The sequence below is a fragment of the Streptomyces sp. NPDC058279 genome, from assembly GCF_042881255.1.
GTDB lineage: Bacteria > Actinomycetota > Actinomycetes > Streptomycetales > Streptomycetaceae > Streptomyces.
Genome location: NZ_JBHVYA010000026.1, coordinates 1 through 15734 on the forward strand (window position 1 = coordinate 1; position 15734 = coordinate 15734).

At 69.3% G+C, this 15734-nt stretch carries 12 protein-coding genes and 2 pseudogenes; 12 read left to right on the forward strand and 2 right to left on the reverse strand.

Features of this window, described 5'->3' with window-relative positions:
- Positions 1-373 precede the first annotated feature (373 nt).
- Together ACFVXJ_RS29725 and ACFVXJ_RS29730 are read left to right on the forward strand one after the other, a co-directional pair.
- Positions 374-1276 carry an LLM class flavin-dependent oxidoreductase gene (locus ACFVXJ_RS29725; protein WP_389666379.1) on the forward strand — a complete coding sequence of 301 codons (903 nt, stop codon included), beginning with the start codon at positions 374-376 and terminating at the stop codon, positions 1274-1276.
- Positions 1277-1428: 152 nt separating this feature from the next.
- A complete protein-coding gene (locus ACFVXJ_RS29730) occupies positions 1429-1929 on the forward strand; it encodes a GNAT family N-acetyltransferase (RefSeq protein ID WP_389666471.1) in 501 nt (166 codons plus the stop codon).
- Positions 1930-1957: 28 nt separating this feature from the next.
- Here ACFVXJ_RS29730 and ACFVXJ_RS29735 read toward each other — a convergent pair.
- Positions 1958-2641: pseudogene (locus tag ACFVXJ_RS29735) on the reverse strand (transposase); the annotation flags it as partial.
- Positions 2633-3297: pseudogene (locus ACFVXJ_RS29740) on the reverse strand (IS5 family transposase); the annotation flags it as partial. The pseudogenes ACFVXJ_RS29735 and ACFVXJ_RS29740, both read right to left, overlap by 9 nt.
- A 352-nt stretch (positions 3298-3649) precedes the next feature.
- Between ACFVXJ_RS29740 and ACFVXJ_RS29745 the strand changes: the two are divergent.
- From ACFVXJ_RS29745 to ACFVXJ_RS29790, 10 genes are all read left to right on the forward strand, one after another.
- Entirely contained in the window at positions 3650-3844 is a 195-nt protein-coding gene (locus ACFVXJ_RS29745) for a hypothetical protein (protein WP_389666381.1), read from the forward strand.
- A 117-nt stretch (positions 3845-3961) separates the two neighbouring features.
- On the forward strand, positions 3962-4168 hold the full coding sequence (locus ACFVXJ_RS29750) for a hypothetical protein (RefSeq protein ID WP_389666383.1): 207 nt from the start codon (positions 3962-3964) through the stop codon (positions 4166-4168).
- Positions 4169-4245: 77 nt separating this feature from the next.
- Positions 4246-5277: a winged helix-turn-helix transcriptional regulator gene (locus ACFVXJ_RS29755; protein WP_389666385.1), complete on the forward strand. Its 1032-nt coding sequence runs from the start codon at positions 4246-4248 to the stop codon at positions 5275-5277.
- 106 nt (positions 5278-5383) lie between these two features.
- Entirely contained in the window at positions 5384-6487 is a 1104-nt protein-coding gene (locus ACFVXJ_RS29760) for a DUF6421 family protein (RefSeq protein WP_389666387.1), read from the forward strand.
- A gap of 119 nt (positions 6488-6606) precedes the next feature.
- Positions 6607-8721: a SidA/IucD/PvdA family monooxygenase gene (locus tag ACFVXJ_RS29765; protein WP_389666389.1), complete on the forward strand. Its 2115-nt coding sequence runs from the start codon at positions 6607-6609 to the stop codon at positions 8719-8721.
- Positions 8714-8935, forward strand: a complete 222-nt coding sequence (locus ACFVXJ_RS29770) for an MbtH family protein (RefSeq protein ID WP_389666391.1) — start codon at positions 8714-8716, stop codon at positions 8933-8935. Before ACFVXJ_RS29765 ends, ACFVXJ_RS29770 begins: the two co-directional genes overlap by 8 nt.
- Entirely contained in the window at positions 8928-9752 is an 825-nt protein-coding gene (locus ACFVXJ_RS29775) for a putative 2OG-Fe(II) oxygenase (protein ID WP_389666392.1), read from the forward strand. The genes ACFVXJ_RS29770 and ACFVXJ_RS29775 overlap by 8 nt, the downstream gene beginning before the upstream one ends.
- 29 nt (positions 9753-9781) lie before the next feature.
- On the forward strand, positions 9782-10594 hold the full coding sequence (locus ACFVXJ_RS29780; protein ID WP_389666394.1) for a phytanoyl-CoA dioxygenase family protein: 813 nt from the start codon (positions 9782-9784) through the stop codon (positions 10592-10594).
- Positions 10591-11694: a zinc-binding dehydrogenase gene (locus ACFVXJ_RS29785; RefSeq protein WP_389666396.1), complete on the forward strand. Its 1104-nt coding sequence runs from the start codon at positions 10591-10593 to the stop codon at positions 11692-11694. Before ACFVXJ_RS29780 ends, ACFVXJ_RS29785 begins: the two co-directional genes overlap by 4 nt.
- 104 nt (positions 11695-11798) lie before the next feature.
- Positions 11799-15692 (forward strand): amino acid adenylation domain-containing protein, encoded by a 3894-nt coding sequence (locus ACFVXJ_RS29790; protein ID WP_389666398.1) that lies wholly within the window; start codon positions 11799-11801, stop codon positions 15690-15692.
- Positions 15693-15734 lie beyond the last annotated feature (42 nt).

Genomic DNA, 15734 nt, shown 5'->3' on the forward strand with positions numbered 1-15734 from the left:
AAACCCCCGCAACTACCTGGCCTTTCTCGGCCTCGCCGCCGCCCTCTGCTGCTACAAACGACTCGTCCGCCTCACCACATAGGACACGGTCTTAGAGACGTAAAACGCCGGTTCCTCGCGTACTCCTCTCCATCACGCTTGCCGGACCCGCCCCATCTGGCGGTTCTGGGTACGTCCCGGCTTTGTCAGGGCCGCTCTCGCCCTCCCCGGCATCACCCGGATCAGACTGCCCTCAGCTTCAACCCGACTGCTGCGACAGCGGGTTGGTGCAGGTCTTCCACCTCCACTCGAACCAACAGCGCCTCACGGCGCAAACGAAAATCTTGCCAGAGCCAGAGAAGTCCGTACGCCGACACCCTCTAGAGTCAGGCGCATGCGACTGAGTACTGTGATCCTTCCTGTCCGCCGGTGGAACGATGGCGGCCGTGACCAGTGGGTGCGGGCCGAACGGCTCGGCTTCCACGCCGCGTACACCTATGACCACCTGTCCTGGCGCAACCTGCGCGACCGCACCTGGTTCGGTGCGATACCGACTCTGACCGCCGCTGCGGGCGTTACCGAGCGGCTGCGGCTCGGCACGATGGTGACCTCGCCCAACTTCCGTCACCCGGTGACCATGGCCAAGGAACTGCTCACCCTGGACGACGTTTCTGGGGGCCGGGTCACGCTCGGCGTCGGCGCCGGCGCCGCCGGGTTCGATGCGACCGTGCTGGGCCAGGAGCCGTGGTCGCCGAAGGAACGGGCGGACCGTTTCGCCGAGTTCGTGCCGCTACTCGAACGGCTCCTCACGGAGGACGCCGTCAGTCACGAAGGCACCTTCTACTCCGCCTTTGAGGCGCGTAACATCCCCGGCTGCCTGCAGCGCCCGCGCATTCCCTTCGCGGTCGCCGCCACGGGGCCGCAGGCCATGCGCGTCGCGGCCCGCCACGGTCAGGCGTGGGTCACCTTCGGCGACATGAAGCTCTGGCAGAACGGCGGCACGCCCGAGCAGTCGCTGGAGGCGATCCGTGAGCAGATGGCCCGGTTTGACGACGCGTGCGTGGCGGAGGGACGTGACGTGGCGGCACTCAACCGGATCCTGCTCACCGGAGTCACGCCGGACAGGCCGCTGGAGTCCCTTGATGCGTTCGTGGACTTCGCGGGCAAGTACTACGCCCTCGGGTTCACAGAGATCGTGATCCACGCACCCGTGCCAGACTCGATGTTCGAAGCCTCGGAGGAGGTCTTCGAGCGGATCGCGACCGAGGGTATGGCCCAGCTGACGGGGCATCGCTAGGCCGTGACCGGATTGGTTCACCGAGGTCTCGTGGTCTGCGGGTGCGTGAGTCACCGTTGCTCCCCGGTTTCGGTTGGTCGCAGGGCTGAGCGACCTCGTTTGCATGGTTGTAATCAACTTGCTGTCCGCCCCGGCGGGCGGGCAGGGTCTGGATCACGCTTGAACTGCGCACTTTGGAATCAGACGACTGGCCCCTTTGGCGGGAGTTGCGACTGGCCGCGCTTGCTGAGGCGCCCTACGCGTTCGGGTCGACGCTGGCCCAGTGGCAGGGCTCCGGCGACCGAGAGGAACGCTGGCGTGCCCGTCTGTCGATTCCTGGCGCGCACGATCTCGTCGCGCTCCTCGACGGCTTTCCGGTGGGCATGGCCAGCGGAGTGCCGGGCGAGGGAGCAGGGAACGTGGAGTTGATCTCGATGTGGGTCAATCCCACGGCTCGGGGCAAGGGCGTGGGTGACTGCCTGATCCAGGCGGTCGAGCGGTGGGCGGCGGAGGGCGGTGCCACGATGCTGCGGTTGTCCGTCATGCCGGACAACCGCGAGGCGACCGCGCTCTATGAGCGGCACGGTTTCACGGACACGGGTGAGCCCGGCGATCTTCTGCCCGATGGCGTTGGCAGGAAGCGGGTCATGGCGAAGAGCCTGGCCGCTGTCTGATCTCCACATCCGGGCACGGCGGGATCCCTCACTTGGGTCGGGCTGTGGCGGCGAGGGGGCGTCCGCCCCAGCGAATGCCCTTCTCGATGCGGATGCGGGCGCGTTCGCGGCGCTGTGCGGCCAGGGCGTCGGGGTGGAGGGGGTTCTGGTTGCGCCAGCGCAGATAGCGGTGCAACTGGCGGGCCTGGACGGTGTGGTTGGGGTGGTGGGAGTTGGCCAGGGTGAATTGCCGCAGCGGCCCGAAGTGTGCCTCGATCGGGTTGGCCCAGGACGCGTTCGTCGGGGTGAAGCACAGCTCGACCTTGTTCCTCGTCCCCCAGCGGCGCATACGCCCGTTCTTGTGGGCGGAGAGATTGTCCAGGATCACATAGACCGGGGCGCCGTCCGGCCGGGCCGCACGGATGCTCTTGAGCGCGGCCCAAGTCGGGCCGATGCCCTTGCGGCGTCTGTTGACGCCCCACAGGGTGTCGTCGCCGACCGAGCAGCAGCCATGGAAGTAGCGGGTGCCGTGACCGTGAGTGCGGTGATAGGTCGCCGGCAACCGGTCCGGCCTGCCAGGCTCGGCCCAGCAGGCCCCGGCGGTCGGGCGGATGCCCAGCGGCCCGAACTCGTCGAAGGCGAAGGTCCGGTCCGGGCGCTCGTGGAGCACGTACTCGATGCGGTCCAGCTTGGCGTCGAAGTCCGGGTCAGTGGACTCCTTCCAGGTCTGGCTGTAGGCCTTGTCGGCCGCGACGCTGTCCGGCTTCTTACGGGGCCTTCCAGGCCCGGGCTTCGGGACGCGGATCTTCTCCAGCACCGGCTCGAACTGGGTGCAGTCCGCCCGCTGCCCTGGCGTGACAATCAGAGACAGTGGCCGGCAGCGGCCGTCGGCGCTCAGGTGGAGCTTGGTGGTGAACCCGCCGCGCGAGCGGCCCAGGCCCTCGCCTCGCGCACCACCTCCACCAGGCGGGCGTGCAGGCTCTGCCACGGTGTTTCGTCCTGATGTTCTGGTCCTTCGGCCCCCTTTGATGCGGGAGCCGGCGGTGGGTCGGTGCGGGCACCCGCTGCATGCTGGTGCGCCCGCACGATGGTGGAGTCGACCGAGATGTCCCAGTCGATCTCACCCGCCGCGTCCGCGGCGGCCTGGACCTGCTGGAGCAGGCGCTCCCACGTCCCGTCGGCCGACCACAGCCGGTGGCGTTCGTAGACGGTCTTCCACGGGCCGAACCGTTCGGGCAGATCACGCCACTGCACGCCGGTCCGCACCCGGTGCAAAATCCCGTCGATCACCTGCCGGTGATCCCGCCACCTGCCACAACGCCTGTTGCTGACCGGCAGGAACGGTCGCAGCCGTTCCCACCCAGCATCTGTCAGATCACCCCGCCCCATGTCCACATCAACGACCCGGACACGGAGTAGTCACATGATCGGCCGGACAACTCCTAGCCGAGGACGCCGAGGGCCGGGCCGCTTCGTGCGGCCCGGCCCTCGGCGGAGCGCCCTCAGGGGGTGGCACGAATGTGCATGGCCGGGTGTGGCCAGCCCCGCAACATGCAAGGTCGGCAGGGGGATGCCCCCTGTCTCGGTGCGGCCCGATCCGGCCTGGCCTCATGCTGCAACCTGTCATGTACTGACAGCAGCGTGGGCGGCGGACAAGATTCTTCACGAGCGGACGTCAGAGCGGCTGAATTTCCCGGCGGCCGACTGTTCATTGGACCGTCAGAACCCCAGAAGGAAAATCGTGAAGAGCTTGCAGCCCATCGCCGTCCGTGCCCTCGTCGCCGCCGCCGCGGTCGCCGGAACCCTGGTTCCCACCGTGGCCGCCGTGGCCGCCGTCGACGTTGTCGCCGCCGGCACAGTCCCGGCGGCCGTCGTCGCCGACGGCAAGGGCATAGCGACCGTGACGTCCCCCGAGCCCGGCTTCGGCTGGGGCTGAGCGACCCCGCCGCTGATCGAAGACCACCCCATGTACGCGGTCATGGTCGTCTTCAAAGAAGGCGCTGAACAGGTAAAACCCTCCGTTGACAGTGCCTCGCTGACTGATGCGTTCTGGGTGCACGCGCAGGTGGGCGAGGGCTTGGAGCACGTGCGGATCGCCGACACAGCGGACGGCTTCTCGGCGGTCCTCTTCATGGGCGCGGGCGACGAGACACAGGCGGCGACATCCGCGCTAGTCCTGTGCTGGCGCCTCGTGCTGGTCGTGCCGTACCTGGCGGGCTGGCACGTCGACTCCTGCTTCGTGCACGGCGCCAAGCGATAAACGGCACCAAACGAGCTGCGAAATTGCATCTACAGGTGCGTGATGTCGCAGTGGAATTGCCCGGAAGAACGGAACACGTGAGCATCTCCCTGAACCTGCCGGAATCCCTGTCAGACGACGTCCTCGATGCGGACACGGATGACACCCCGACCGTCTCCGTCCCGATCTGTTCGCTGCGCTTTGGCGACTCGCCGCGCGGCGGCGGCCTCAACGAGGCGCACTGTCGCATGCTGGCGACCGCCGCCGACAGCCTGCCCCCGATCGTTGTGGACGCGCGCACCATGCAAGTCGTGGACGGAAACCACCGGGTGCGCGCCGCCATCCTCCGCGGCCGCTCCGAGATCACCGCCCGACTGTTCGAGGGCAGTACCGACGAGGCGTTCGTGCTCGCGGTCCGGCTGAACACCATGCACGGCTGCGGACTGCTGCTCTCGCATGCCGACCGCACCGCCGCGGCCGCGCGGCTCGTCGTCTCCCACGCCCACTGGTCGAACCGCGTGATCGCTTCCGTGACCGGTCTGTCGGCCGGCACCATCGGGCGGATTCGGGGCCCGCTGACGGCGGAGACGGGATCGGTCGGCGTCCGGGTCGGCAAGGACGGCCGCGCACGGCCCGTCGACGGCTCCAGCGGCCGGATGAAGGTGTACGAGCTGCTGAAGAGCGACCCGACCGCGTCCATACGTGAGATCGCGCAGCGGGTTGGGGTGTCGCCGTCGACCGTGCACGACGTGCGCAAGCGGGTCCTGGCGGGCCAGGAACCGGTGTCCCGGCGTCGTCGGGTACAGGCGGAGACGGACTTCGAGACCGGCGTGCCGGACCGCATGGTCCCGCCACGGCAGCTGCCCGAACCGGAACGGGAGGCTCCCGCCGATCCCGCCGCGATCATCGCGACCCTGACCAAGGACCCGTCGCTGCGCTATAACAACATCGGCCGGCGGCTGATCCGCTGGCTCGACGGCTGCCGGCGTGGCGTGGCCGCATGCCCCGAGGTCGCCGAGCGGATCCCCTTCCACAACATTGACCCGGTGGCGGCGCTCGCCCGTGAGTACGCCTACGCCTGGCTGGACTTCGCCACCGCGTTGGAAGAGCGCAACCGCGACGCCTGCTGATTCCGTGCCGTACGCGCAACAGCTGCGGAAGCCATTCACCATCCCCGTGGTCGGTCCGTTCGGGAGACCGCTGGGGTGCATTCCCGGAAGGTTTTTCATGGGTGACATGACCGAGGTATTCGCCGAAGTAGAGGGCATCAGGGCGACCTTGCCCGAACGACAGTTCCTGCGGGACGAGAGAGAGATCAAGGAACTCTCGCGCAAGCTCGGTGCCAGCCGGGCATTGCGCAGCCTGCCGGCGGTCCAGGCCCTTCTCGACGACTTGGACGTCTTCGTTCCGGGAAACCGTATCGAGGCCACCAAGGCTCACATTAATAAGCAGCGGGACAACGTCATATTCTCACTGTTCGACGCGTCTTACTTCCCGAGGCTGAACCTCGACTGCCTAACGTACGAAACGCTGCCGACGGACCCGTACCTGGCGGAGCGCTACGCGAGTAACACCATGCCTGTGAACATCACGGGGAAGACTAGCGGATTCGATTCCCGGGTCGTCGTGGCGCTCTTCCCGGAGAACCACATCGACGGCATCCAGCAGCCGGACGACCTCATCTTCTACTTCATCGACAAGTTCCTGGAGCGGCACAACCGGATCACCCGCCTCCTCATCGACGAGGTGATGGAGCCGGGCAGCTTCCCACTGATCCAGGGTGCTTCCGACACGAAGGTCGAGCAGGCCTCGTCCTGGTGGGTGCGGCTGCACGAGTACCACCACCGGCAGGGCGACATGCCGATTCCGGATTACCTGGCGGCGAAGAAGCTGAAGCCGCTGGCCGGCCTGGAGGAGCTGCGGGTCGACGTTTCCGGCATGCTCGTGTGCCTCAACGACATGAAGCTGCCACGCGAAGAGGCGAAGGCTGCGTACGAGTTCATTCTCGCCGAGCGGCTGCTCCGTTACGCAGTGGAGGGAATTCCGCGGCCGAACTACGACGCGGTTGCCTCCCAGCTGCTTTTCAACTACCTCGAAGGAAACGGCGGCATCGGGATCGTGAACGGCCGGATCCAGCTCGCCGAGAGGCTGCCGGAAGTGCTGCGCGACTTCCTTTCGGAGATCGAGAGCATCGAATCCAGAATCCATCAGGATCCGGTGGACGTCATAAAGCAGCGCCTTCTCGAATTCACGAACCGGTACACCGACTATGACGCCGAGTCCCGCGACTACCGGCACATTCCCTATTTCGCCGAGGTGAAGAGCCGCCTAGGCGTCTGAGAACGGCAGTCAGTTGTGGTGTTCGACCATGCAGCACAGTCGAACACGCCGGCCGAGTGGTGCGGGCATCATCAGGAAATCGCTCCCTGTGTAAGCGGACTGGTCTAGAGGAGAAAGTTGTGAGAAATGAAGGCACGACCCACGGGGGCGAGGCGCTGGTGGGAACCAGCGCGGAACGCCCCTACGATCTCCTGGGCATAGGTTTCGGCCCTTCGAACCTGGCTCTCGCCGTGTGCGCGCGGGAGCAGAAGCTGCCTCTGTCGTGCCTGTTCCTGGAGCGCCGCGAGGGTGTCGCCTGGCACCCGGGCATGCTCATTGACGGTGCGCGGATGCAGATCTCGTTCCTCAAGGACCTCGTGTCGCTGCGGAACCCTGCCAGCCCGTACTCGTTCCTCCAGTACACCAAGGCGAAGGGCCGCTTGGAGCGGTTCGTCAACCTCAACGAGTTCCGCCCGACCCGGATCGAGTACGACGACTACCTGAAGTGGGTCGCCGAGGACTTCACCGACCAGGTCCGCTTCGGCACGCAGGTGAACAAGGTGACGCCGGTGACGGCGGGCGGCAGCACCCTGTCGCTGTTCCGTGTCGACACGCGGGACGTAGTCACCGGTGACTGCGTGACCTACTACGCCCGCAACGTGGTACACGCCGGCGGCGGCCGGGCCGGCCGCCCCGACGGTGTCGTCGACGTGCCGGAGGTCATCCACTCCAGCGAGTTCCTCACCCGCTTCCCCGAGCAGTTCAAGGACCGGGACGCGCCGCACCGCTTCGTGATCGTCGGCGGCGGGCAGAGCGCGGGCGAGATCGCCGAGTACATCCTCGGCCAATACGACCGGGCCGAGGTGCACGTTGTCGTCTCCGGCTACGCCCTCGAACCGACAGACAACAGCCCATTTGTGAACGAGCAGTTCTACTCCGGCAGCGCCGACACGTTCTACCGGATGGCACCGGAGCAGCGTGCGATCGTCACGAAGCAACTGCGGGACGCGAACTACGGCGTGGTCCGCGAGGACCTGCTGGAGCGCCTCTTCAACACCGACTATCTTGACGCGGTCAAGGGCCGGCGCCGGCTGCACATGCACTCTTTCTCCCGGCTCGGCTCGGTTCGGGAGGACGCCGAGGGCCTGGTCGCTACCCTCGAAGGGCGGCTCGACGAGCGTCCGGACGAGCTGCTGTACTGCGACGGCGTGGTGCTCGCGACCGGTTACGACCGCTCGCTCGACCCCGAGATCTTCGCCGACGTTCTGCCGTACCTGGTGGGTGAGCAGGGCGGCTCCGGCGTCTCCCTCAACCGCGCCTACCGGGCGCGTACCACCTCTGACCTGCGGGCCGGGCTCTACCTGCAGGGCTTTGGCGAGGCACAGTTCGGCCTCGGCGACACGTTGCTGTCGTTGCTGCCGTTCCGGTCCAAGGAGATCGTGGACGACATCGCCGACCGTGTACCGACCCGCATCGGCGGCTGCCCGGTGATGTCGCCGCCCACGGCAGATCCGGTCGACGCCTCGGCCGCGCACGGCGTGCAGGCCGCGCACGTCGCATCCGGTGTTGCCGTGTATCCGCCGAGCTGGTATCTGGAGCACGACCAGGAGAAGCTCTACGCGCTGATGGAACGCTTCCGGTTCGCCACGCTGATCTCGGCGCGCTCCGGCGACGAGCCCTTCGCCACCCACCTCCCGCTGATCCTGGACCGGTCCCGCGGCTCGAAGGGCGTCCTCTTTGGCCACCTGGACCGGTTGAACGAGCATGCCGCGCTCATCGACGGCCGTCGTATGCTCGCCGTCTTCCACGGCCCCAATGCCTACATGCCGCCAGCCCTGTTCGAGAGCGACCCGCTGCCCACCTGGAACTCCATGTCGGTGCATGTCCGCGGCCGGGTCCGGGTGATCGAGGACCGCGCCGAGCTAGTCCGCGGCCTGATCGGGATCGCCGAGCACTCCGAACCGGACAACCGGCTGCGCGCCGAGGACCCGCGCATCGACCGGATCATCGGCGGCATCGTCGGGTTCGAGTTCGAGATCGACGAGATCGTGGGCCGCTTCAAGCTGTCGCAGGACCGCGACGACACCGACCGCAGGAACGCCGCCGTGGCCCTGGCCCGCGCGACGGAGCACGGCGAGCGCGACTTTATCGAGTACGTGGCAGGGCTCAGCCTGATCACCGAGGACGACCCCCGCGGCCTCTCCGACGCCGACCGTCCCCTCTTCCCCCTTTCCATTGGAGCCATTCATGAGTGACACGACCCTGACGCAAGAGCAGTATTTCGTGGTCCTCAACCACGAGGAGCAGTACTCGATCTGGCGGGCCGACCGCGAGCTCCCGCCCGGCTGGGAGTCCGTCGGCGAGGCCGCCGCGAAGGAGGAGTGCCTGAGCCGGATCGAGGCACTGTGGACGGACATGCGTCCGCTCAGCCTCCGTACCTTCATGCAGAAGCAGGTGCAGGATGCCTGACCTCGACCTCCAGGACGTCAGCACCAACGCGTCGCCGATCTTCACCCTCTTCGACGCCGAGACGGTCGACGAGCTGACCCGTGACCACATCCTCCGCCTAGCCGTCGGCGTGCTCGGTGCGGTCCGGATCCGCGGCTTCTCCACGCGGGAGGAGTGTGTCGACATCATGGAGGGCCTGGACCACCGCGAGTTCGGCGCCTACGACGAGAACCTGATCTTCCCGCCCATCGCCAAGATTGGCCCGGCTGCTTACGACTTCTACGGCGCGCACACGCTGACTGAGGACTACTGGAAGATCGCAGACGAGGCGCGCAGGTTGCGCGGCAAGCTCTACCACGGGTCCGACCCGATGGACCTGGCCGTGGACCGGGTCGGCTGGGCCTGGGGCGACGAGATCGTGCCCGCCCGTTCGAAGGGCCGCGACATGTTCGCCGGCATGATCCGCGAGATCCCGAACGGCGCCAAGCTCCACTTCGACGAGATCGTCCGGGAGTTCCCGGATATCCTCGACGAGACCCCGGCCAGCTTCCTGACCCTCAACTGGTACCTCTCCATGCCCGAGCAGGGCGGCGAGACCAGGGTCTACCGGCGCCGCTGGCGGCCGGCCGACGAGTCCTTCCGTGACGGCTACGGCTATGACGAGAAGGTCGTCGAGGAGGAGCCGGTGGCGGTGGTCCGCCCGCAGACCGGTGACGCGGTGATCTTCGACTCCCGCAACCTTCACGCGGTCAACGAGATCGGCGGCGAGGGCCGCCGGGTGAGTCTTTCGTTCTTCCTGGGCGTGACCGGGCGCGGCCCGCTCCAGATCTGGTCCTGACACCCCCAACCCGTGAGCAGAGTGATCACATGCAACTCAGCCAAGAGCAGGTACAGCAATTCCGGACTCAGGGTTATCTGATTCTCGACCAGCTGTTCACCCCGGAGGAGACCGAGGCCCTGCAGGACGCCTTCCAGCGGGACGCTCTCGTACCGGGTGAGCAGCGCGTGGTTGAGCGGGACGGCGGCGAGGTCCGAGCCGTGTACGCCTCCCACGTGCGCCAGCCCGAGTTCGCCGCCCTGATCCGTTCCCCGAGGGTCCTGGGGCCGGTGCGGCAGCTCCTCGGCAGCGAGGCATACATCTACCAGTTCAAGATCAATTCCAAGGCGGCCTTCTCCGGCGCCGGCTGGTCCTGGCACCAGGACTTCGCCGCGTGGCAGATGGCCGACAACCTCCAAGAGCCGCGGCTTGTCAACGTCGGCGTCTTCCTCGACGAGGTCAACGAGTTCAACGGGCCTGTGATCTTCTGCCCCGGCTCGCACCGCGACGGTCTGCTGAAGAAGGGCCGCGGCGACAGCCCGGCCGCCTCCGAGCAGCACGTCGACCCGGAGGACATCGCCCTCACCCAGGCGGACATGACCGGCCTGGTGGACCGCCATGGCCTGATCAGCGCCAAGGGCACGGCCGGCACGGTCGTCCTGTTCGACCCGGAGATCGTGCACGGCTCCGCGCCCAACATGGCCCCGTTCCGGCGGCGGCTGCTGATCGTGACGTACAACGCTGTCGACAACACGCCGCAGCCGCTGGGAGAGCCCCGCCCCGAGTACGTGGTCGGGCGGGACACCGCGCCACTGGAGATGACCTCCCAGGTGATCATCCCGGCCGTGGAGGTGATGGCGTGAGCGCCACCGGACGCGCCGTCGTCCTCACCGAGTTCGCCCGGCCGCTGGAACTGCAGAAGTTCCCGGTCCCGCCGGCACCGGAGGGCGGGATGATCGTCGCGAGCCGTTACGGCGGGGTCTGCGGCACGGACCTCCACCTGCAGCAGGGGCACTTGGACGTGCCCACGCCGCTGGTGCTCGGCCACGAGGGCCTCGGCACTGTGCACGAGCTGGGGGCGCGGGCCGGATACGACGTCCACGGCGCGCCTCTGAAGGCCGGCGACACAGTGATGTGGGCCTCCTCGATCGCCTGCGGCGAGTGCGTGCCCTGCCGGATCCACCGTGAGCCCACCCTGTGCGAGCGCCGCCGCACGTACGGCGTGAACCGGCCCACGGACCAGGAACCGGGTCTGTCGGGCTCCTGGGCGGAGTACATCTGCCTGCGGCCTGGCACGACCGTGGTGAAGGTCCCGGATGGGATCGACCCGGTGGCCGCGATGGCCTTCGCCTGCGCGGGCCCGACCATGGTCCACGCCCTGTACGAGCGCCGCCCGGTCCGGGTCGGCGAGACGGTTGTGGTCCAGGGCAGCGGGCCGGTCGGCCTGGCCGCGGCGGCCCTCGCCCAGCTCTCCGGCGCCGCTCGGGTGATCCTGGTCGGCGGCCCCGAGCCGAGGCTCCAGGCCGCGGCCGAGGCGGGCATCGGCGACCACCACGTCAACATCGTGGCGGCGGCCGACCAGGCCGCCGTCCTGGCAGAGGTCACCGAGTTGACCGGCGGCCGGGGCGCCGACCTGGTCATCGAGGCCACCGGGGTGCCCGGCGCGATCGATCAGGGCCTCCGCTTGGCCCGGCGGGGCGGCTCGTACCTGGTCGTCGGCCAGTACACCGACAGCGGTGACACCACGATCAACCCGCACCAGATCGTCCTGCGCCAGCTGGACGTGGTCGGTTCCTGGGCGTTCACCGGCGCCCACTTGGTGCAGTACGTCTCGCTGCTGGCCGCCCTGACGAAGCGGTTCGACCTGGCGAGCCTGGTGACTAGCTACCCGCTGGAGGACCACGGCCAGGCGCTGGCCGACGTCGCCGCCGGCGACGTGATGAAGGCCGTCCTCGTCAGCTGAGCCGGCCCCGGTGATCCGGCCCCCGAGCCGGGCCGCACCCACCCACACGCAGCCCACCCACGGCCGCGGCGCGGTGCCGCGGCCCGGAACGAGGGAAGTACCGCATGGCGACCCCGCCGAGTCACCCCCAACCCTGGCACGAGGCCCTGGCCGACCTGCCGGAGAAGAGCGAGATACCCGGCCTGCGCCGGTCCGGCGAGACCGACCCGCCGGGGACGGCCACCGTCGAATGCCGGCTCGACCACTTTGCGGGCGGCGCCATGGCCAGCCTCGTGGAGAACGCGGAGCCCGACGAGGACATCACCGTCGCCACCGTGTTCACGGCCAGCGTCGCCGCACTGCTCACCCTGCTGCGCGCCGGCGCCGACCTGCCGCTCGGCACCGCGGTACCGGGCACGCCCACCGGCGTGCGGGTGCTGCGGGTCGCCGGCTCGGCGGACCTCGACTTCCACGCGCTCGTGGCGACGGTCCGCTCCGCCGAGCGGGCCGCCGCCGACCAGGACGGCATCCCGTTCGAGGAGCTCGCGGCCACCGTTAACACCGCCCGCGGCACGCACCGCCTGCCGCTCTTCCAGGTCGGCGCGGCCGTGGACAGCGTGCCGTCGCCAGCCCCGGGACGTGGCGAGGAACTGTGGTTCTCTCTGCACCCGGCGCCGGCCGCCGGCGCCGAGGCGCAACGGTCCCTGGTGCGGCTCACCTACCCCGCCGCTGCGCTCGACTGCGACAATGCCCAGGCCCTGTGTGACCGCTTGGTGCGGGTGCTCACCCGCGCGGTGCGCACGCCGGACGCCCGGCTCGACACCATCGACTGCCTGCTGCCCGGCGAGGCCGCCGGCCTGATCGGCGAAGGCTTCGCGGGCGCCGTACCGGAGGGCACCCTCGCCGAGTGGTTCGAGAGGCGGGCGGCGCTGTCAGCCGACGCCGTCGCCGTCGTCGACGGCCCGCGGCGGCGGACGTACGCGAAGCTGAACGCGCGGGCCAACCGGCTGGCGCGCACGCTGACGGCGGCCGGAGCGGGGCCCGAGCGCGTGGTCGCGATCGTGCTTCCGCGTTCGGAGCTGTCGGTGACGGCGTTCCTCGCCGTCCTCAAGACCGGCGCCACCTATCTGCCGATCGACCCGGAACTCCCGCCCGAGCGGGTGGCCCTGATGCTAGCCGACGCCGCACCGGTGGTGACGGTCGTGGACGCCCCGAGCGCGGAGCTCCTGCCCGCCGGTAGCCCCGCGCCGCTCGTGCTCGACGAGGGCCTGTCGGCCTGCGCCGGGCAGAGCCCGGAGAACCTGTCCGCCGCTGAGCTGACGGCCCCGGTGGGCGGTGGCACACCGGCGTATCTGCTCTACACATCGGGATCCACGGGCCGCCCCAAGGGCGTCCTCATGACGCAGGCCGCCGTCCTCAACCTGATGGCCTGGCACCTCGATGAGCTGCCCAGCGAACCCGGCCGCGTCACCGTCCAGTTCACTTCCGTCAGTTTCGACATCTCCGTGCAGGAGCTGCTGTCCGCGCTGCTGTCCGGCGCGACGCTGGCCATCGCCCCCGAGGATGTGCGACGCAGCCCGCAGGACTTCGTGCCGTGGCTGGAGGAGTACGGGGTCACCGACCTGTTCGCGCCGAACGTCGTCATCGAGCTGATCTGCCAGGCCGCGCTGGAGCAGGGCCGCGCCCTGCCGGCGCTCACCCATGTCGCGCAGGCCGGCGAGGCGCTCGTGCTGAGCGAGGCGCTCCGGGAGTTCTTCCGGCTGAGGCCCGGGCGCCGGCTGCACAATCACTACGGCCCCACCGAGACGCACGCCGTGACCTCCTATGTCCTGCCGGAGGACGTGGCCGCCTGGCCGGCGACCGCCCCGGTCGGACAGGCGGTGTGGAACACATCCGTGTACGTGATGGACGAGGCGCTCCGGCTGGTCCCGTCCGGCGTCGCGGGGGAGCTGTACGCCTCCGGCGTTTGCCTGGCGCGCGGCTACTTCGACCGCCCCGGCCTCACGGCCGACCGTTTCCTGCCCGACCCGTACGGTCCGCCCGGCAGTCGGATGTATCGGACCGGAGACCTGGTGCGCCGACGGGCCGACGGGGCCATCGAGTACCTCGGCCGCACCGACCACCAGATCAAGATCCGCGGGATGCGCGTCGAACTCGGCGAGATCGAGGCGGCCCTGCGTGCCGCGCCCGGCGTCCGCGACGTCGTCCTGGTCACCGCCGGAGAGGCCGGCAACCGGCGCATTGACGCCTATCTGGTCCCCGCGCCCGGCGCGGACGCCGGGGTCCTCGGCGCCGCGGCCCGCGCCGAGCTGCGCAGGACGCTGCCGCCCGCGATGGTCCCAGCCTCCTTCACGGTGGTTCCGGAGTTCCCGCTCAACTCCAACGGCAAAGTGGACCGACGGGCGCTCCCCGAACCGGTGTTCACCGGCCCCGACGATGCCGACCGGCCTCGTACCGCCGAACAGGAGCGGCTCGCCCGGATCTTCGCGGAGGTGCTCGGCGTGCCCGCCGTGGGCGTCCGCGACAACTTCTACGACGTCGGCGGACACTCCCTGCTGGCCGCCGAACTCACCGTCCGCGTCCGCAAGGAGTTCCAGGTCGAGCTGCCCCTCGGCGACGTCCTCGGAAACCCATCGGTCGAGGAACTCGATGCGCTGCTGACTCGGGTCGAGCCGGCCCGCCCGCCGGTCGCCCCGCGCGTCGGCGACGAGCCCGCGCCCGCCTCCTTCGCCCAGCAGAGCCTTTGGGTCCTCGACCAGTTGGAGGGACCGAGCCCCCGCTACAACGAGCCGCTCGCGCTGCGCCTGACCGGGGACGTCCACGTCCCCGCGCTGCGCGCCGCCCTCGCCGACGTCCTCGACCGCCACCAGGTGCTGCGCACCGTCCTCGCCATGGAGGACGGGCAGATCCGGCAGCGGGTGCTCGACGGCCCGGACGCGGTGCCGCGGTTCGACGAGACCACCGTGGCGCCAGCCAACCTGGATGCCGCGCTGTGCGCCGCCGCCCGGGTGCCGTTCGACCTGGCGACAGACCTGCCGGTGCGGGGCACACTGTTCCACCTCGGCGACGACACGCATGTCCTGCTCGTCGTCATCCACCACATCGCCTGCGACGGCGTCTCTCTCGCCCCGTTCCTGCGCGACCTGGCCGCCGCATACAGCGCCCGGAGGGCCGGCCGCGCCCCCGACCGGGCGCCGCTGCCCGTGCAGTACGCCGACTACGCCGTCTGGCAGCGCGACCTCTTCGCGTCGCCGGAGACCGGGCCCGATGGGCTGCTGCGTCGGCAGTACCGCTACTGGGAGGAGAAGCTCGCCGGTCTGCCGGCCGCGATCCCGCTGCCGATGGACCGTGAACGCCCCGGCATCCGCTCGGGGGCCGGGGCAGCCGTGCCGTTCTCGGTGAGCCCCGCCCTGCACGGCGCCGTCCGCGCCCTCGCGCAGAGCCGGCGCACCACGACCTTCACCGTCGTGCACGCCGCCCTGAGCGCGCTGCTCGCGGACCGGGGCGCAGGGGACGACATCGTGGTGGCGGCGGTGGTGTCCGACCGGGGCGACCCGGCGCTGGACGAACTCGTGGGCTTCTTCGTCAGGACGCTGGTGCTGCGCGTCGACGCCTCGGGCGACCCGGACTTCACGACGCTGCTGGACCGGGCGCGGGAGACCGACCTGGGCGCCTTCGCGCACCAAGACCTGCCTTTCGAGCACGTGGTGGAACTGGTCAATCCGGCCCGTTCCCTCAACTGTCACCCGCTGGCCCAGGTGATGCTGGCCTTCCAGGTGGAGGAGGCGGAGCCGCCTCTGCTGGACGGCCTGACCGTCCAGAACGTGCCGGTGGAGCTAGGCGTTGCCAAGTTCGACCTGTGCTACAAGATGGTCGAGCGGTTCACTCCGGCGGGAGAACCCGCCGGAGTGGAGGGGCTCCTGGAGTACGCGACCGACGTCTTCGACGCGGGTACGGCCGAGGCACTGGTGGCGGACCTCGTGGGCTTCCTAGAGACGGGCGCGGCGCGGCCGGCCTGAAGCATCGGCAGGGCATGACAGAGGGCCACGGTTACAAGCCGT